At 43.2% G+C, this 18,866-nt stretch carries 19 protein-coding genes; 15 read left to right on the top strand and 4 right to left on the bottom strand.

Going from position 1 to position 18,866, the window contains the following annotated elements:
- Nucleotides 1–116: 116 nt before the first annotated feature.
- Nucleotides 117–278: a hypothetical protein gene (locus MKY14_RS03600; RefSeq protein ID WP_172628809.1), complete on the top strand. Its 162-nt coding sequence runs from the start codon at nucleotides 117–119 to the stop codon at nucleotides 276–278.
- Nucleotides 279–356: 78 nt separating this feature from the next.
- Here MKY14_RS03600 and MKY14_RS03605 read toward each other — a convergent pair whose 3' ends face one another.
- Nucleotides 357–569 carry a hypothetical protein gene (locus tag MKY14_RS03605; protein WP_076125931.1) on the bottom strand — a complete coding sequence of 71 codons (213 nt, stop codon included), beginning with the start codon at nucleotides 567–569 and terminating at the stop codon, nucleotides 357–359.
- Nucleotides 570–839: 270 nt separating this feature from the next.
- On the opposite strand from MKY14_RS03605, the gene MKY14_RS03610 reads away from it, so the two are divergent.
- The 14 genes from MKY14_RS03610 to MKY14_RS03675 all read left to right on the top strand — a co-directional run bounded on the left by MKY14_RS03610 (nucleotide 840) and on the right by MKY14_RS03675 (nucleotide 16,564).
- Entirely contained in the window at nucleotides 840–2,198 is a 1,359-nt protein-coding gene (locus MKY14_RS03610) for an ABC transporter substrate-binding protein (protein WP_076218205.1), read from the top strand.
- A 103-nt stretch (nucleotides 2,199–2,301) separates the two neighbouring features.
- Nucleotides 2,302–3,255, top strand: a complete 954-nt coding sequence (locus MKY14_RS03615) for a carbohydrate ABC transporter permease (RefSeq protein ID WP_036686279.1) — start codon at nucleotides 2,302–2,304, stop codon at nucleotides 3,253–3,255.
- On the top strand, nucleotides 3,252–4,115 hold the full coding sequence (locus MKY14_RS03620; RefSeq protein ID WP_038570403.1) for a carbohydrate ABC transporter permease: 864 nt from the start codon (nucleotides 3,252–3,254) through the stop codon (nucleotides 4,113–4,115). Before MKY14_RS03615 ends, MKY14_RS03620 begins: the two co-directional genes overlap by 4 nt.
- An 83-nt stretch (nucleotides 4,116–4,198) precedes the next feature.
- A complete protein-coding gene (locus MKY14_RS03625; RefSeq protein WP_340975790.1) occupies nucleotides 4,199–5,923 on the top strand; it encodes a cache domain-containing sensor histidine kinase in 1,725 nt (574 codons plus the stop codon).
- Nucleotides 5,924–5,985: 62 nt separating this feature from the next.
- A complete protein-coding gene (locus MKY14_RS03630; protein WP_340975792.1) occupies nucleotides 5,986–7,305 on the top strand; it encodes an ABC transporter substrate-binding protein in 1,320 nt (439 codons plus the stop codon).
- 17 nt (nucleotides 7,306–7,322) lie between these two features.
- Complete coding sequence (locus tag MKY14_RS03635) at nucleotides 7,323–8,921, top strand: response regulator (RefSeq protein WP_340975795.1); 1,599 nt, start codon at nucleotides 7,323–7,325, stop codon at nucleotides 8,919–8,921.
- A gap of 14 nt (nucleotides 8,922–8,935) precedes the next feature.
- Nucleotides 8,936–10,132, top strand: coding sequence for a hypothetical protein (locus MKY14_RS03640; protein ID WP_340975796.1), 1,197 nt, complete (start codon nucleotides 8,936–8,938; stop codon nucleotides 10,130–10,132).
- A gap of 143 nt (nucleotides 10,133–10,275) precedes the next feature.
- Complete coding sequence (locus MKY14_RS03645) at nucleotides 10,276–11,340, top strand: fatty acid desaturase (RefSeq protein ID WP_076125939.1); 1,065 nt, start codon at nucleotides 10,276–10,278, stop codon at nucleotides 11,338–11,340.
- Between the two features lie 158 nt (nucleotides 11,341–11,498).
- On the top strand, nucleotides 11,499–12,635 hold the full coding sequence (locus tag MKY14_RS03650; RefSeq protein ID WP_076125940.1) for a sensor histidine kinase: 1,137 nt from the start codon (nucleotides 11,499–11,501) through the stop codon (nucleotides 12,633–12,635).
- Nucleotides 12,635–13,237, top strand: a complete 603-nt coding sequence (locus MKY14_RS03655; protein WP_036686291.1) for a response regulator transcription factor — start codon at nucleotides 12,635–12,637, stop codon at nucleotides 13,235–13,237. The genes MKY14_RS03650 and MKY14_RS03655 overlap by 1 nt, the downstream gene beginning before the upstream one ends.
- Nucleotides 13,238–13,850: 613 nt before the next feature.
- Nucleotides 13,851–14,936 carry an aspartate-semialdehyde dehydrogenase gene (asd, locus tag MKY14_RS03660; RefSeq protein WP_038570412.1) on the top strand — a complete coding sequence of 362 codons (1,086 nt, stop codon included), beginning with the start codon at nucleotides 13,851–13,853 and terminating at the stop codon, nucleotides 14,934–14,936.
- A 123-nt stretch (nucleotides 14,937–15,059) separates the two neighbouring features.
- On the top strand, nucleotides 15,060–15,458 hold the full coding sequence (locus MKY14_RS03665) for a hypothetical protein (RefSeq protein ID WP_340975798.1): 399 nt from the start codon (nucleotides 15,060–15,062) through the stop codon (nucleotides 15,456–15,458).
- Between the two features lie 116 nt (nucleotides 15,459–15,574).
- Nucleotides 15,575–15,757: a DUF3934 family protein gene (locus tag MKY14_RS03670; RefSeq protein WP_076218200.1), complete on the top strand. Its 183-nt coding sequence runs from the start codon at nucleotides 15,575–15,577 to the stop codon at nucleotides 15,755–15,757.
- Nucleotides 15,758–15,871: 114 nt separating this feature from the next.
- Nucleotides 15,872–16,564, top strand: coding sequence for a pseudouridine synthase (locus tag MKY14_RS03675; protein ID WP_076218199.1), 693 nt, complete (start codon nucleotides 15,872–15,874; stop codon nucleotides 16,562–16,564).
- On the opposite strand, the gene thiE is transcribed toward MKY14_RS03675, so the two are convergent.
- Genes thiE through thiM form a run of 3 tightly spaced genes read right to left on the bottom strand, consistent with a single transcriptional unit; the run spans nucleotide 16,545 to nucleotide 18,839 of the window.
- The gene (thiE, locus tag MKY14_RS03680; RefSeq protein ID WP_081386296.1) at nucleotides 16,545–17,201 is read right to left on the bottom strand and encodes a thiamine phosphate synthase; all 657 of its coding nucleotides are present in this window, start codon (nucleotides 17,199–17,201) and stop codon (nucleotides 16,545–16,547) included. The two genes, MKY14_RS03675 and thiE, sit on opposite strands and share 20 nt — an antisense overlap.
- The gene (gene thiD / locus MKY14_RS03685; protein WP_248548109.1) at nucleotides 17,191–18,021 is read right to left on the bottom strand and encodes a bifunctional hydroxymethylpyrimidine kinase/phosphomethylpyrimidine kinase; all 831 of its coding nucleotides are present in this window, start codon (nucleotides 18,019–18,021) and stop codon (nucleotides 17,191–17,193) included. The genes thiE and thiD overlap by 11 nt, the downstream gene beginning before the upstream one ends.
- A 23-nt stretch (nucleotides 18,022–18,044) precedes the next feature.
- On the bottom strand, nucleotides 18,045–18,839 hold the full coding sequence (gene thiM, locus MKY14_RS03690; RefSeq protein WP_340398185.1) for a hydroxyethylthiazole kinase: 795 nt from the start codon (nucleotides 18,837–18,839) through the stop codon (nucleotides 18,045–18,047).
- Between the last annotated feature and the right edge of the window lie 27 nt (nucleotides 18,840–18,866).

An 18,866-nucleotide genomic window follows, 5' to 3' on the forward strand; every position in this document is an offset into this window, starting at 1 on the left:
TTTTAATATGAATCTGATAAAACTGTTTAAACTTTGGCGAAGCTGGGTAAATAAGCCGTAAGTAACCAAGCAGAAATGCAAATTTCAGGAACATCACGGAAGGAGGTTGAAATCCAATGAATGTGATCGTACATAATCTTATGGCTTACAATCATCAGTTTTTTAGACCTCAGCCCGTGGTCAATCCCAAGCAAGGAAAAGCAGACAAGAAGAGAATGAGTTTCCAGGAAGTTCTGAATGAGAAAATGAAAGCGTACAGCACCTACAACAAAAATTAAAGATGAAAGCTATACCCTATGTCTGTTAAAGAAAGCCGGAACGCGATGATCCTAGAGATCATTGCATTCCGGCTTTCTTTAGGGTCTGACCTCAAAAAATTCGCAGCTCTTGCGTGAGTAGTAAGTCAGATCACTAACTCTAGATTGAATAACAACATCGAAATCAGTGAAGCGGACAACGGTTGCTCCTGAATTTACTAAATGATCGTCCTGAAATACACGAACAGGTAATTTGCGGTCAACGGCTTCTTGGAAATCGCTGTCGCTTAGCAGCGGGCGGTTAATGGGCATGGGTAATAACTCCTTTGATCATGTAATGAAGTAAGAAATAAAAATAGTATACCTGCGGAAGCACAAGAAATCCAATTTAAGATGAAGTACAAGTATTCTGTGAGGAACATATTTGGAAGAAATTTTATACTCCCTCCTTAGACATAACATAGATATGAATGGTTTCGTAATTATTTCCACCATAAATCGGAAGTTTACCTCCTCAAAAAAAGAATTTAAACCCTGTACACTAATTCTTGTAAGAGAAACCTTTGAAAGGGGTACAGGGGAATGAATAAAGTAAAACACTTGGCGCTATCGTTAGTCGCTATCATGCTCGTAGGTTCACTGGCAGCATGCGGAGGCAACAACGCCGAGAACAACAACACATCAAACAAAAATGCAGGTAACAACGCAGCAAGCACAAGTGAACCTACTAAGGATGAGGGGACAGAACCGGCTGAGAAAATCGAACTTTCTTTCTGGACGCTGGGCAACGTGAACTACGAGGATTTAGCGAAGGAGTACACTAAGGAACATCCAAACATTACGATCAAAGTGCAAAATACCGGTGACCAAACCGCTCACCATAATAATTTGACCACTGCTTTGTCGGCTGGATCGGGTGCGCCTGATATTTTCCAACTTGAAATCGGTTTCATGGAACGTTTCATCAACGCTCAGGACAAGTTCTATAATCTGAATGATCTGGGTGCCAAAGATATTCAAGCCAACTATCTGGATTGGAAATGGAAACAAGCTTCTTCCGTAGATGGCAGCTTCCAGCTAGGTCTTCCAACAGATATCGGTCCAACGGTTGTATATTACCGCACAGATTTGGCTGAAGAAGCTGGACTGCCAAGTGATTCAGAAGGATTCGGCGCTGCTATTGATACTTGGGATAAGTTCGCAGCTGTTGCGAAAGCTTTCAAAGAGAAAACAGGCAAACCATTTGTAGACCTTACGGATCTTACCTTTAATGCTTTGCGTGATCAATCTGCTGATGAAATCTATTTCAGCAAAGCTGATGGCAGCTTTATCGGAGATACCAATCCGCAAGTCAAAAAAGCTTATGATTTCACGGTTAAAGGTATTCAAGAAGGCTGGATCAGCAATGTTATGCTCTGGTCTCCTGAATGGGGTCAAGGCATGAACGACGGTTCATTTGCAGTAGTTATGGGACCAGCTTGGATGGCGGGAAATGTTAAGAGTAATGCTCCAGACTCCTCTGGCAAATGGAAAATTGCTCAGCTCCCTGAAGGTGCTGGTAACTGGGGTGGCTCGTTCCTGACGCTGCCAAAAGAAGGCAAACACTCGAAAGAAGCTTATGACTTTATCGCATGGATGGATAACAAGGAAAACCAACTGGAATCTTTCAAAACCAAAGGCCTTATGCCTTCCATTCCTGCCCTGTATGAAGACCCTGCATTCGTAGATTTCAAAGATGATTTCTTCGGTGGACAACAAACCGCTGTAGAATTCGGTAAAGCAGCAAACCGGGTAAAACCTGTATACTACGGTCCACTTCATGACCAAACCGATACTTTCTTCAAAAACGCCTTGAAAAATGTGTTGGAGAAAAAAGCAGATCCGACCAAAGAATGGAACGAAGCAGTAAAACAAGCGAAAACATTGGCTGAACGCAGCTAAGATTTCAAGCTTATGAAATTCAATTTCTAGAAGGTCCGGATTCATAGAGTGAAACATTCTCTGTGAATTCGGATTTACACGTTAGATTACCTGGAGGTGTGACATGGCACAACCTGTTATTTCAAGTCCGCATGCCGAGAGCAAGCGCCGCTTTTTAACTGAACAAAGAAGGAGCCGCATCACAGCTTACACTTTTATTTCGCCCTTTTTTATTCTGTTCTCGATATTTGGACTATATCCGATCTTCTTCACGATCTATCTCTCGTTCTTTAAATGGGATGCCCTGAATCCTATGAAATTTGTAGGGTGGAAAAACTATGATCTGGTCACAAGTGATCCGACCTTTTGGATTTCTTTTAGCAACACTTTAATTATGGGGCTTATGGGTACTGTTCCACAGATATTACTAGCTCTATTGATTGCTGTTTTGTTGAATTCGGCGATGACTCGCTTTAAGAAGACGTTCCGGGTTTTATTTTTTATGCCTAATATTACGTCTATCGTTGCGGTTACGCTCGTGTTCAGCACACTGTTTGGCAACAACGGAATGATCAACTGGATTCTAAACGGCTTGGGACTGGATAGTATGGCCTTCAACTCTGGCTGGTGGGGCGTTAAAATCGCCATTTCTACGATGGTTATGTGGCGCTGGACGGGGTATAATGCCATTATTTTTCTATCAGGCTTGCAAAGTATCCCTACGGATCTATATGAAGCGGCACGTATTGACGGTGCGAACAGAAGACAACAGCTAACCTTTATAACGTTACCGCTATTGAAGCCATTCATTGTATTTGTTACCTTGCTTTCAACTATAGGTGCCTTGCAGCTGTTCACTGAGCCTTATGTATTTTTGGGCCAAGCGGGAACTGGATCTACACGTCAGGAAGGAATCACTATGGTTACTTATTTGTATAGCGAAGCATTCCGCAACGGATTTTTTGGTACGGCAGCAGCTACGGCAGTCTTGCTGTTCCTGGTCACGATTATTTTCTCTGTCCTCAATATGCTGGTCTCAAATCGCATGGGTGGAGATACGGGAGGGGGTAAAGCGTGAGTACACTGCGTGTATTTAAAAAAGATCCGGATGATCTAGGGATCATCGGCAAGTTAGGATTTTATCTGCTGCTGATTGTTGGTGCGCTCGTGTCCATCTTTCCTTTTTATTGGATGTTTGTAGTTGGCACTAATGACAGAGGCGCAGTATTCCATGTGCCACCTTTGCTTACGGTTGGAGACCAGTTTTTTGAGAATTTCCAGCGGGTACTGGACAAAACAGACTTCTTTCAAGCCTTGGGCAACTCTTTATTTGTCTCATCTATGGTTACAATATCAGTCGTGTTTTTCTGTACACTGGCAGGTTATGCCTTTGCCAAATATGAATTTCCGTTTAAAAATTTTCTGTTCTACTTTGTAATTGCTACATTATTTGTGCCACAGCAGCTTGGTGTATTACCTACTTACGTAATTATGGCCAAGCTCCACTGGATAGACTCTTTCAAGGCACTTATTGTTCCGGCGATGGTTAATGCCTTCGGGATCTTCTGGATGCGGCAGTATATCACTACAGCTGTACATACGGAATTGATTGAAGCAGGTCGGATCGATGGCGGTGGACATTTCCGGATCTTCTGGAACATCGCTATTCCGGTCATTACTCCAGCTATGGCTACACTAGGTATACTGAATTTTATGACCGTTTGGAATGACTTCTTCTGGCCTTTAGTGGTACTGAAGAATCAAGAGCATTTCACAATTCAAATTGCGCTCCAGCAGCTGTTCTCCAATCGCGATGGTCTAGACTACGGAATGATCATGTCAGCAACATTTACGGCAACCTTGCCACTGCTGATTGTATTCCTGTTATTTAGCCGCTGGGTGATTGCTGGACTTACTTCAGGAGCTATTAAGAGCTGATCTTACTTTTTGATCTTTACAGGGAATAGGCGGTTTTGTGAAGAATACTAGAGGACAGAGACAGCAGGGGGAAGGGGAATATCATGAAACTCCGCCGTAAAATCTTGTTCGCTATTATTCTTCTCGTCTTTATTCCGGTTATTCTGATGGGGATCGTCACTTACGTTAATTTTTCTAATGCAATGGAGAAAAAATCAAGCAACTTCTACTGGATTTCACTGCTTGAAACGGATCGAAAGCTTAAATTCGCGCTTAGTGAAATCACCTCGATCACGAATTCAAAAATTACGCAGCCGGTTGTTCAGCAATCACTGAAGCAGAAGAACTTTGTAATCACTTATGATCGAAAGCAGGAGCTTAGCAGTTATCTCATTGATCATCCAATGATTACTTCATTTAGTTTTTATAGTAAAGATCGTTTAATTTATCAATACAATGCATCGATGTCTTTTGAGGACTTGAAGAGACAAAGCTGGTTTAACGCAATGGAAGGCGCCGAAGGGCGGCCTGTGTGGTCAGGACCGGGAGAAAATGGCTCGGAGATCTCCGGCAATCCGGTACTTGTACAAGCAAGAGTAATCAAAGATTCATATTCTCTCGAAGATATCGGATATCTGGTTGTTAATGTAAAACCTGATTTATTGGATCAGATTTTCTGGGAAGCAGCAACCCTCAAGAAGGGGGATATTTTGCTGGTCAACAAGCTAGGAAATATCGTTTTTAATAAATCCGGTGAACATATTGGACAACGCACAGATTTCCCCTTTTTACAAAATGATTATGCTAAGGAACATGACTATTACATCGACAACTATCAGGGGGAAAAATCACTCATAACCTTCCTACCTTCTCATAATGCAGCCTGGTATTTAGTAGCCATTACACCTATGAATCTCATCTCGTCAGAATCTGTATCCATCCGGAATATTGCGATTATTTTAAGTACAGTTTCGCTGTTGTCCGCCATTTTGTTCGACCGCTATTTCGTACGGAGGCTCGTTCATAGTATTAATAGTGCGGTTAACGGGATGAAGCGGGTGAAGCAGGGGATATTTACGCCGATCACTACACCCTATCGTGCTGATGATGAAAGTGATTTGCTGATTGATGGCTTTAATCGGATGAGCACGCAGATCAATGAACTGCTTGTGCAGGTGGAGACTGAGCAGGGACGTAAGAAGGAAGCAGAAATGCAAGCGCTAATGGCGCAGATTAACCCTCATTTTATTTATAATTCACTCGAATCGATTAATTCGATGGCAGTGCTGCAAGGCAATAAAGATATTAGCAAAATGGTCATCTCACTCGGCAAGCTGCTGCGAATCAGCATCAGTCAGAATCAGGAGCTGATTCCGCTGCATATGGAGTTCGAGCATGTCCGTCATTATTTGGATATCCAGAAGTTTCGTTTTGAAGATAAATTCTCGTATATCATAGATCTTTCGGATGGTCTTAGGACGTTCATGACACAAAAGCTGATCGTTCAGCCGATTGTTGAGAATGCGCTGTATCATGCGATTGAGCAGATGGAGGACCCAGGGGTCATTGAGATTACGGCCTATGAAATGGGCATGGATATGATCATTATCGTAAAAGATAACGGCCCCGGCTTTGACCTTGCCAAGATGATGAGTCTTTGGGATAACGAGGGAAGTGCTCAGAAGAAATACAGTGATAGCGGCGTGGGGCTTAAAAATGTGCATGAACGCTTGAATATTCGGTTCGGCAGTCCATACGGCATACTAGTGTGTTCATCCCCCGGCTTTGGTTCAACCATCCGAATCCGAATACCAAAAATACTGCCGTAATCGACCGTACGGAAAGAAAGGGGGAGAATGTTATCAAAAAATGGTTATTGAAATGGGGCTGGATGTGGTTATATCTAGTGCTGATTTCGGGTGCGGTTTTATTTATAACTTTAGGAAAGCAAGAACCCATTGAAGATGATTCACCAGAGAAAATCACATTAACTTTCCGTCATTTCTGGATTAAAGAGCATGATCGGCCACTGTTGACTATTTATGAAGATATCGTGGACAAATACCAGTTAGAGCATCCAAATGTGAAAGTTAACTTTGAAGGTGTGGATCAGACGTTGCACCGTGATCAAAAGCTGAAGAACGAGATGGTTACTGGCACCCCGCCAGATATGTTTGTTTTGTTCGGTGGAGCGGAAATTGAGCCATATGTGCGCTCTAAGCGTCTGATTGATCTGACGGATTTCGTCCGGGAGAATGCGCTAACCAATCAATTCAAGGATCTGGATCTCTGGACCTTTGACAACCATATTTATGGCTTGCCCATTGAAGGGAATGCTGAACCTTTATATTTTAATAAAACCATATTTGAAAAGCTCGGTTTGAAGCCGCCAGAAACGCTGCAAGAGCTTGATGCTGCCATACTAAAGCTGAAGTCGGCAGGATATATTCCATTTGCACTTGGCAACGAGGATCGTTGGCCCGCAGGAATTTTTGCACATTATTTAATGGATCGTTATGCCGGCGCCGACTTGATCGAGAAGCTGATCACTGGTGAAGATCAAGCCAGCTTTCAGAATGAGGCGTATTTAAAGGCTTTTCAGCACTTGGAGCAATGGATCAAAGAAGGTGCCTTCAGTACGAAATCGAATGCGTTATCCACAGAAAATGCGGTGGGACTATTTACGAGCGGCAAGGCTGCGATGTATCTGAACGGAAACTGGGATATCAATTTATTTGCCGGAACAGCAGCTCCTACGGATTTTCAAAATGAGGTAGGTGTTATTCCGTTTCCCGCATTGAAGAAGGGGGAACAACCTTCGATTGCCGGCGGTTATACATTTGGCATCGGTCTTTCCTCCGAACTAAGCGGAGCGAAGCGGGAGGCTGCACTCGATCTCATGAAAGCTTTTTACACCCAGGAGGTTCAGACTCGGATTGTATATGAAGGGTTGAGAATTCCGTCCATGCGCATCGCCTTTGATCCTGAGAAGACAGGACCCGTATTCGCGCAAGTCATGAATATGATGGAAGTTAACCGCAAGAGCTTTGTCCCTTATGATAATGTATTGTCACCAGAAGTGAAAAAAACGTTCCTGAGTGTTATAGAACAGATGATTAACGGAGAAATGTCTGCTGAGCAAGCGTTAAAGCAAGTGCAGGCATCCTCCATTCAATATTGGAATTTGATCCAAAGCTCAAGTGTACAATGATCCTGGAGGTGCAGGGAATGGATGAGTTACAAGAGAAATATAAAGTAATAATCGTGGATGATGAGCCGATTATTCTTCGTAGCTTAAAAGCAGCCATTCCATGGAATGATCTTCAGATGGAGATTGTGGGAGAGGCCCGAAATGGAGAATTAGCTCTCCGCTTGATAGAAGACACTTCACCACATATCGTGATTAGTGATATTCGCATGCCCGTAATTGACGGGATTACGTTGATGAAGGAAGTATTGTCTAAAAACCCGAAGCTGGTGTTTATTTTTATAAGCGGTTACGGAGAGTTCGAATATGCAAGAGAAGCATTACGTCAAGGCGCTTTTGATTATTTATTGAAGCCGATCGATCATGATGAACTGGTTGAAATGCTAAACCGCGCCAGAACCAAGCTGGATGAACAGAAGCAAAATGATCAGCTGATTCATTCTGTACAGATGCTGTCATTGCTTGCACGTGAACGTCTGTTTGCAGAAATCACTTTGGGAAATGCAAGGCCGCTTGAGCATCTGAAATGGCTGGAGAACAGTGAACTGGAGAGCGGATATTTCATGGCTGTTGTCCAGTTAGATGACTACACCACACTGAGTAGTCAATGGAGTGTAGAAGAAAAACGGCTATGGCTGTTTGCAATCCGCAATATTGTGGAAGAATGGTCACTGGAGCATGGCGTGCTGACGGTTTTCCCGTTTCATAATGGAGAGTGGATACTACTGTTCCCTGGATCTTTAAGCGCCAGCAGGAGAGAACTTGGTGAACATTTGATAGCGGGAATCAAGAGATACTCCAAGCAGTCTTGTTCCGTAGGCATCAGCCGCACCACACAAGGCATTGATCAATTAAGTACGGTTTACCCTCTGGCCGCGAAGGCCTTATATCAACGGTTCTATTCGGGGCTTGCCGGGGTCTTTATTGATGAAGAGATATCGTTCCCAAGCAGTAAAGAGGTGAAATACCCAAAAGAGCTGGAAACCGCGCTGATAGAAAGTATACGTACCTTAAATAGAGACCGGATGTGGTCTTTATTTGATAAGCTTGCTTTATTTATTGAGTCACAAGCTGTTCCTAAGGATATGGCTGAACGTCTTCTTGTTGAATTGATCGTTGTGTTGTACAGAAATTATGAGTATTTGAATATAAATTCAGATTGGTCCTTGCATGGATTACTTAGCAAGATGCACAATCTCGGCACTTTAAATGAAGTGATCTCTGCTCTGAAAGAAGAGTTTGGTGTGCGATTGGAGCAAGGGAACAAGCCTGTGAACCGCGAGGATACGCGTAGCGCCATCGAGAAAGCGAAACGTTATATTGAGAGTAATTACCATAAAGATTTAAGTATTGAGGAAGTAGCGGAGCTGGCTGATCTCAGCATCAGTCATTTCTGCACTTTATATAAGCAAATAACAGGCTATACCTTTTTGGAGTATGTTACACACTGCCGGATGGAGAGGGCAAAGTATATTTTGCAGAGCAGCAACGTAAAGGTGTATCAGATAGCTCCTCTTGTCGGTTATCAGGACCCACGTTATTTTACACAGGTTTTTAAAAAGGCTAGTGGTCAAACACCAACAGAATACCGAGAAGAGCATACTAAGCAGATCCATTAAAGAGGAGGTAAGGGATGGAATTTCATTTGGAGATGATTGTTAAGTGTTTAACGAACCACAAGCTGCAGAAATATTGGAAGGGGTTCGAGGCTGTTTCTTTTGCATTTTATAATAAGGATAACGTGTATCTGTACAATCATCCCAAATTCAAAACGGTAGGATATCATCCACATTTGCTTCCTTGGAGTAATGAATTCTCAGGAGATACCATCATTTTATATGAGGATCACCCTACAGCCATCGTTAATCTGGAATTACATGATGAGTTCGAAGACTTGTACGCCATTTGTGTACACGAATTATTTCACGGTTATCAATTCCTGATGGGAGATGAACGTTATGCAGATGAATTATTGATGATTACCTATCCTTTATCCCTCGAAAATATGGAATTGCGGATTCAAGAAAGACATCATTTATATCTTAGTGTAATGGCAGCTACTATTGAAGAGCGTAATCACGCAATGTACAGATTTATTGCCATCCGTCAACAAAGAGAACAGCTGCTTGGGGAGTACGTGCTAAATGAATATCTTATTGAAACGCTGGAAGGACCCGCTTGGTATGTTGAATTAAATGCCTATGCCGAAAAATCCACCCTACCTAATGAGGAAGTATTGCACAAATTCAGTTCGTATTTAATAGATGACCTTGAATCTTCGGCTAATATCAGAAGAAGCTGCTACGGTTCTGGTCTGTTTATATGTTTACTGCTGGATGAGCTTCGGACCGATTGGAAAGAAGAGTTTATGAAGTCGGAGTTAAGTTTATATGCGTTTTTTAAGCAATTTGTGGATCAAGTCATCATTCCCTTCGAGGAGATATCCATCAGCAAAGAAACGGAAGATATTATGCAATCGGTCAAAACAATCAGGGAGAAGGAATTCATTGATTTTATCAGCCTTGAAGGGTACCACCTGTATATTGAAGGAGATATAAAATCTACGGGTTTTAATCCTATGGGTATTATTGGTGGAGATGAGAAATGCATTCATAAGAATAATTTACGAATCCAAATCAATGATGCGGAGTATTTTCTGGAAAAGCCAGTGATTAGCTACTATACAGCTGACCTTCGAAATATTAATAAACTGCACCTAGTACTAGATGAACCTCCAACTTTTAATAAAGATTCGTTAATCCTTAATGGAATTGGTGAGATCAAAGGTCAATACGAAGTGAAGGAAGATGGATGTTGGCTGCAATGCTAACGTAATTTAAATGAGAAGGAGAGTATGACATTTGTCATACTCTCTACTTGATGTTTATGACTTATAGGATGACACTTTATCTTCTATACTTAGAGTAGATGAAAAGATCCTTAGCCGGACACATCAAGGAGGAAACGATATAGATGACTACAAAACAGACATCACAGCTCTCCAGCCTTAAAAAGAGTGTAGCCCCTTACGAGAAAAATGACCGCAACGCAAGTATAAGACAGCTCATCAATACTTTAGGACCACTTGTGCTGTTATGGGGCGGAGCTTATTTCTCTTTATCCGTTTCCTATTGGCTCACCCTTCTGTTAGCTATTCCTGCAGCAGGATTTGTAATTCGAACCTTTATTATTTTTCATGATTGCACACATGGATCGTTTTTTAAGAATCGTAAAGCGAATGATATTATCGGAACGATCACAGGTGTGCTGACACTGGTTCCTTATCGGCAGTGGAAACATAGTCATTCCATTCACCACGCCAGCTCCAGTAATCTCGATAAAAGAGGGATCGGCGATATTTGGATTATGACGGTCGAGGAATACGCAGCGGCTTCCTTCTGGAAACGTCTATATTACCGGATTTACCGCAATCCCATCGTGATGTTTGGTCTTGGACCGATTGCTGTTTTTATGATTCAGTATCGTTTCAATGTTAAAGGTGCTAGACGCAAAGAGCGGATGAATACCTATTTGACGAATATTTCAATCGCAGCGCTTTATGGCTTGCTAATATGGGCTATTGGCTGGCAGGCATTTCTTATGGTGCAGCTGCCTGTAGCATTTGTATCAGGGTTTCTCGGCATATGGTTGTTCTACGTCCAACATCAGTTTGAAGACTCTTATTTCGAGAATGAATCTGAATGGAGTTATGTGATGGCCGCGGTTGAAGGTAGCTCATATTATAAGCTGCCGAAGGTGCTGCAATGGATTACGGGCAATATCGGCTTCCACCATGTGCATCATTTAAGTCCAAAGGTGCCAAACTATAATTTGGAAAAAGCGCATAACGCGACGCCACCGCTACAAAAAGCAACAACGATTACGATTGGTACCAGCTTGAAGGCCCTTAATTTCCGTCTTTGGGATGAGGAAAATAAACGATTCATTAGCTTCAAAGAGATGAAGTCCATATTAAATAAACCGAAAACTGCAGGCGAGGTCCTGCAAGTTCATAAGCCCAGACTCCAGGGAGAATAATAGCTACATTGTAATCAAATAGCAGCAAAATGGAAGGTTAGAGCCGGAGAACTCATTCGCGCTCTAATCTTTTTTCTCTTTATCGTTGTGGTTCACCGGATTTTACCGGATTTATGCTAGAATAAGGTGAGTGGCATATGGCAAAAAGGAGAGCGAACATGCAGAAGTGGCATCATATTTTTCATAAAAGTACAGGTCTTAGCCCTTATGTATGGGTCGTATTTTATATTCTACCGTTTTATTTCATCTTTCGGTCCTCTTCTCCCTACCAGGTAGTTTCGGGAATCTTGATGATCGCTGTGTTTTTTGTTTGTTATGTGCTTTCTTTTGTCTCCAAGGGTTGGTTAGTTTATTTTTGGACGAGCGTGCAGATACTGGTCTCTATAACGATGACGTTGTTGTTCGGATATATGTATTTTGCGCTTTTTTTAGCCTTTTTTATTGGGAATATCCAGAACCGAGTAGGGTTCTTCACCCTGTACTCCATTCATTTGCTGACTACGATTATTACGATCAATTATGAGCTGCTGTCGCGTAATCCCGTATTTATCAGCCAGCTTCCCTTTGTGCTTGTCAGTATGATTGCAGTGATCCTGCTGCCAATCAGTACCTATAACCGCAATAATCAAGGGAAGCTGCAAGACCAATTGGAGGATGCTAATAAGCGTATTTCAGAATTGGTTAAGCTCGAGGAACGCCAGCGGATTTCACGTGATCTTCACGATACATTAGGTCAGAAGCTTTCGTTAATTGGTCTGAAAAGTGATTTGGCAGGAAAGCTTATCGACAGTAATCCGACGCAAGCAAAAGCCGAGATTAATGATGTACGCCAGACGGCAAGAAGTGCACTGAAAGAGGTCCGGGAGATGATTACGCGAATGCGCGGCATTCGGCTTGAGGACGAACTCGTTCATATTCAGCAGCTTCTTGCGGCTGCGGAGATCGATTATGTTTTGCAAGGCAATCCTAAACTGTCTAACACTTCATTGATTACGGAGAATGTGCTCAGCATGTGTATTAAGGAAGCTGTCACAAATGTTGTGAAGCATAGTAATGCACAATCTTGCGCAATTATCATTGAACCCACACGCACAGATCTCATCATTAAAGTGAAAGATGATGGAACCGGCATCCCGGGCAATGATCTTTATTTTAAAGGACATGGGCTGCAAGGTATGCGGGAACGTCTTGAATTTGTAAATGGCTGTATGGATATCGTGCGAGATGAGGGTACTACGATAGTGATTAAGGTCCCAAATGCATTTAAGCATCCGGAACAGGAGGTAACCGTATAATGATTAAGATTGTAATCGCTGAGGATCAGCGAATGCTCCTTGGAGCGTTGGCATCTTTGTTGGATTTAGAAGAGGATATGAAGGTCGTGGGCCGGGCAAGCAACGGGGAAGAAGCTGTAGCGATGGTTCAGCAGCATAAGCCGGATATCTGTATTATGGATATTGAGATGCCAGCGATGAGTGGTCTCGACGCTGCGGAAGCGCTGAAGAATAGCGGCTGCAAAACGATGATATTAACCACCTTTGCCCGTGCGGGATATTTCGAACGTGCGCTCAAGGCGGGAGTTCATGCTTATCTGCTGAAAGACAGTCCTAGCGAAGAACTGGCACTTTCGATACGTAATGTGATGGCAGGCCGACGCATGTATGCACCGGAGCTAATGGATGAAGCCTACAGCGGTGAAGTAAATCCTCTGACTCAACGGGAGAAGGAAGTACTTGGACTCATTGCCGACGGTAAAAATACAAAAGAGATCGCCAGCCAGTTGTACATTACCACGGGAACAGTCCGGAATTACATCTCAGTTATACTAGATAAGCTGGATGTAGGTAACCGCATCGAGGCAATCACTCGATTTAAGGAAAAAGGTTGGTTTAAGTAAGCGGGGGTAAGAAACGATTAGTTGGTTGAAGCAGCTTGTAAACGTGAATAGCAGAGCGCTGATTGCTGATTGCTGATCGCTGATTGCTGATCGCTAATTGCTGATCGCTGATTGCTGATCGCTAATTGCTGATCGCTGATTGCTGATCGCTGATTGCTGATCGCTGATTGCTGATCGCTGATTGCTGATTGCTAATCGCTAATCGCTAATCGCTGATTGCTGATCGCTGATTGCCGATTGCTGATTTATACTCACCAATCGCAAATAGATGTATTTCCTACAACTATATGCTATAAAATGCTCTGCAGATGCGATTTAGTTGCATTTCTTACATCTAAAAGTTCACTTAGAGGGCATTTCCATTATTTTTCGGGGAAATAGTTGTAGAGAATGCAGTTAAAGAGTTGTCTAAGCAGAAAATAGACTTATAATTGTACTGAGTGCAGCTATTTCTTTTATTAGCATTAGTGAAATTCAATATAATCCGCTAAAAATAAAATTTTTAATGTTATTTTGATGTTAACACTCGCCAAATGTTCCCGCGCCGTATATCATTAATTATCGGCCTATTATCCACAATAGGACAGTTAATCAAAAGGAAGTGTATTTTCTGATGTCAAGAAAGCTAAGAGCCGGCATAGTTGGCGGCACAGGTATGGTAGGACAACGTTTTATTGCCCTTCTAGAGAATCATCCTTGGTTTGAAGTAACTGCGATTGCTGCCAGTGCTAGATCTGCTGGAAAAACGTATGAAGAATCGGCCAAGGGCAGATGGAAGTTATCTACTCCAATGCCTGAGAACGTAAAGAATATTATGGTCCAAGATGCTTCTAAGGTAGAAGAAGTTGCTGCGGACGTGGATTTGATTTTTTGTGCTGTAGACATGAAAAAAGATGAGATTAAAGCGCTCGAAGAGGCTTATGCTCGCACCGGAACGCCAGTAATCTCCAATAACTCAGCGCATCGCTGGACGCCTGATGTGCCTATGGTCATTCCTGAGATTAATCCGGAGCATCTTGAGGTTATTGCACAGCAAAGAAAACGTCTGGGAACAGAGACAGGTTTCATTGCGGTTAAACCTAACTGCTCCATTCAAAGTTATGTGCCTGCACTTCATGCGCTCAAAGACTTCAATCCATCTAAAGTGGTGGTCACCACCTACCAAGCCATTTCTGGTGCAGGAAAGACTTTTGCAGATTGGCCAGAAATGCTGGACAACGTGATTCCTTATATCGGTGGCGAAGAAGAGAAAAGCGAGCAAGAGCCTTTGCGGATCTGGGGAAGCGTTGAAGAAGAGGGTATCGTAAAGAGTGAAGCGCCAACGATTACTTCGCAGTGTATCCGTGTGCCTGTAGCGGATGGACATATGGCTGCTGTATTTGTTTCTTTTGAGAAGAAACCGTCCAAAGAAGAGATTCTGAATCTCTGGAAGAGCTTTAAAGGACGTCCTCAGGAGCTTGAACTGCCTAGCGCACCTAAACAGTTCATTACCTATTTTGAAGAGGACAATCGTCCACAGACTAAGCTGGATCGTGATATCGAGAACGGAATGGGCGTATCGACGGGCAGACTTCGGGAAGATGCCCTCTATGATTACAAATTCGTAGGTCTCTCCCATAACACCCTGCGCGGAGCAGCTGGCGGTGCTGTGTTGATCGCTGAGCTTCTGAAAGCAGAAGGTTATATTCAACCGAAATAAGTCCATGCATGAGCTGCAAAGCTGATGTGAATAGACACCTCATCAAAGCTTAGTCTTTGGTGGGGTGTTTTTTAATGGATTGATTTGGTAAAATAAGTTATCATCTGAGAAGGAGGAATTTAATTGAAGAAGTACTTATTTACTTTTATTTTGTTGTCATTATCAATCTTTGTAACTGGATGTACATCATCAGCTCAAGAGGAACAAGAGTATGGAGTGTCCTCTATAAATGCCGAAATTCCTATTCCGAAGAATGCCAAAGAAATCGAAGTGACAACAACTTCAAGTAACCCCAATATAAAAATAGGTGTAAAGTACGAATTGGATAATATAGGAGGAGAACAAGGTCTTTATCGGCCTGACGGCTATTTTAATAAATTAAACGATGCTGGATGGATAGAGCTGGAGGACAAGCGGTTAGGGCATGTGCTATTTTTTGAAAAAAAGGACACCGTCATCGCCATCGAAATACATCAGGATACCTTTGATATTCATGAAATGAATAAAGATGCTAAATTCTAAACAGTGGCTAGTTAGATGAAGCATTTGTTATTACTTAAACAGAAAGGTTGAGAGTGTGGTAAGATAGGTAAAGTGTATAAACTATACGAATTCTGAATGACTGACGGAGTGATATGATGGGTGCAAAAAGTAAAGGTGGCGGCACAGGCAGAGGTACGGGGAGTAAAGGCTGGACACGCTGGAACAAAACAGCAAAACCAGTTAAACCTGCTAAAAGTGATCCAACGACGGGTCCAGGTGCTAAAGGTGCAAGTGGAAGCAAGGGCAGTAACGTGAAAAAAAGCGGAAGCACCAAATAGCTCCCTTAAACTGGGTTATTCCTGAAGGTTAACATCTGATTTTGATCGTTAAAATCAGGTGTTTTTTTATGACTAGAGGTAAGGTAAGTATATAGAATGAAAGTAGGATCAGCAGTGAGAATCGATAAATATATAAGCGAAACAGGCTTTTGTTCCAGAAGGGAAACCAAACGATTAATTGCAGCAGGTCGAATCGCTGTAAACGGTATTGTCTGTGAGGCGAACATTCTTATAGAGCCAGAGGATATCGTATGGATCGATGGGGAGCCGATAACAAGCAGTAAAGGGGAGCCAGTGTATCTCGCTTTGAATAAGCCGATAGGTATTACCTGTACAGCAGCCCCACATGTGGCTGGGAACATTATTGATTTTGTAGGGTATCCTTCACGGATCTTTGCGATTGGCAGATTAGACAAAAACTCGGAAGGCCTCATTTTGTTAACCAACGATGGAGAGATTGTAAATAAAATGATGCGTTCCGAGAATGGGCATGAAAAAGAATATGTAGTTCATGTAGACAAACCGGTTACGTCAGAATTCTTACAAGAGATGTCTAGCGGCGTGAACATTCTGGGAGTCACAACGAAACCTTGTGAGGTCTATCGGATCACAGAATGTCAGTTTAGAATTATCCTAACTCAAGGTCTTAATCTGCAAATACGCAGAATGTGCAAGGAGTTAGGATATAGAGTACTAAAGCTGGAGCGCATAAGAATTATGAATATTACATTAGACGGCTTGGAGCTGGGACAATGGCGGCATTTAAGCAGTGAAGAGCTGTATGAGCTTATGTCCCGCTTAAACTGACTTTGTCAACAAAGCCTCTGGCAGTTGTGGTAATATCTTCAGCTCCGGCAATCGCTGAGATAACAGAAATCCCATCCGCACCAGCTGTTAATACTGATGCAACATTTTGCAGCGTGATTCCCCCAATGCCAACCAATGGGATGGTAATGCCTTTATTTCTTAGTTCTTCAATCATCGCAGTGCCTTGAACAGCTTTGGCATCCTCCTTGGATGACGTAGGATAAATGGGACCCACGCCCAGATAGTCGGCTCCATCGGCAATCGCCTGCTGAGCTTCAGCGAAGGAGTGAGCGGATACACCAATGATTTTATTCTCTCCAAGTAGCTGGCGGATCGCCAATGCAGGTGTATCCTCCTGTCCTACATGAATTCCGTCCGCATCAAGCGCGATCGCTAAATCAATGTCGTCATTCACGATAAAGGGCACGCCATTGGCATGACAGATCTTTTGAAGTCGTCTGCCAAGATTAAGTCGTGCCTTATCGCTTAAGGATCCGGTACCCTTTTCACGGAATTGAAACATGGTTATGCCCCCAGCTACCGCTTCCTGCAGCACCTTAACGGGAGCTTTACGGCAATTTACGCTGCCCATTATGAAATAGACTTTTAATAGATCTCGCAGATGTTCACTGTTCATTCGTTGCACTGTTTATCCCCCGCAGTCTGTTTTGATAAGCAAAATGATTGGTTGGTCCATGCCCAGCCCCTATGCCCAGCTCGTCCTCAATCGCCGCTTGTATAAATGCTTTGGCAGTTTGAATGGACTCAGCTACGGATTTGCCTTTGGCTAGCTCGGCGGTAACTGCTGCTGAATAGGTGCAGCCTGTACCATGCGTATGTCTGGTCTGAATCCGGCTACTCTCCAATAAGGTATATTCGTGACCATCATATAGAAGATCGGTTACGGCTGTGGTTGAGGTATCATGTCCCCCTTTTAGCACTACATATTTGGAGCCCATGCCATGAATGATTTTGGCTGCTTTTTTGCGTTCTTCTATGGTGGAGATCGTCATCTTTGTGATCATTTCGGCTTCGGGAATATTGGGTGTCGTCACCAATGCTAAGGGCAGCAGATGGCTGATTAAGGATTGAACCGCCTCCTGCAGCAGCAGTGTGGACCCTCCTTTAGCGACCATCACAGGATCAATTACAAGATTAGACCAGCCGTAATACTTAATTTTATCTGCCACAATGCGGATGATGTCGCTGTTAAATAACATCCCGGTCTTTACGGCATCTGGTTGCAGGTCAAGTCCTATAGAATCAAGCTGCTGATTTATAGCTTCCAGAGTCACTGGATAAACCCCTTGGACACCCAGCGTATTCTGCGCTGTCACAGCTGTGAGGACGGACATGCCATAGACAGAAAGCTCTTGAAAGGTTTTTAGATCGGCCTGAATGCCAGCACCACCGCCGCTATCGGAGCCGGCAATGGTTAGAGCTTTGGATATAATCATCGAATACACTCCTTTGAGGGTCATTAACTGAGCTGTTTGATGCTAGATCTTTCTAGGAAGACTTCTGGCGTGACCCATGTCAGTTGATTTAGAAACTCAACCTGAAAGCTTCCCGGCCCTTGACCAGTTGTTAGTTCAGCGGCGATTTCAGCGGCTACTCCATAGAAGGAGAGAGCTTCCACTGCGGCCTCCAACGAGGCACCGCCACTTACCGCGAGAAATGCACCCACAACAGCACTGAGCAAGCAGCCAGTTCCTGTAACCTTCGTGAGAATAGGGTGACCGTTGCTGGAAATATAAGTGTTTTTTCCATTCGTGATCACATCGTCTTTTCCAGTTATGATGACCACACAGCTTAACTTCCTCGCAGCAGCTTCAGCCAAAAGGACTACATCGCCTTCACCTTCGCCAGCATCCACCCCTTTAATGGACCAACTCTCCCCAATCACATTAGCGACTTCAGCCACATTCCCCCGCAGTGCGGTGATTTGCATCTCATTCACTAGTTTTTGAGTGACAGCGGTCCGATAAGAAGTTGCGCCTGCACCTACCGGGTCAAGCACTAGGGGAACCCCGTGTTTATTAGCGGATTTACCAGCAAGCAACATAGATTGAATGGCGTAGTCATTGAGTGTGCCTATATTTAGAACTACAGCAGACGACATAGCGGCGATGTCGATCACTTCTTCGTGGGCATCCGCCATAAAGGGAGAGGCACCCAGCGCCAACAGACCGTTGGCTGAGAAATTGGCTACTACAATATTAGTGATGTTGTGGATCAAGGGGTTGGATTCCCGTACTTTGGCTAAGTAACTCATCATAATTCCTCCTCAAGCTTGTATGAA

The organism is Paenibacillus sp. FSL R5-0887 (assembly GCF_038002305.1).
Classification (GTDB): Bacteria; Bacillota; Bacilli; order Paenibacillales; family Paenibacillaceae; genus Paenibacillus_AQ; species Paenibacillus_AQ odorifer.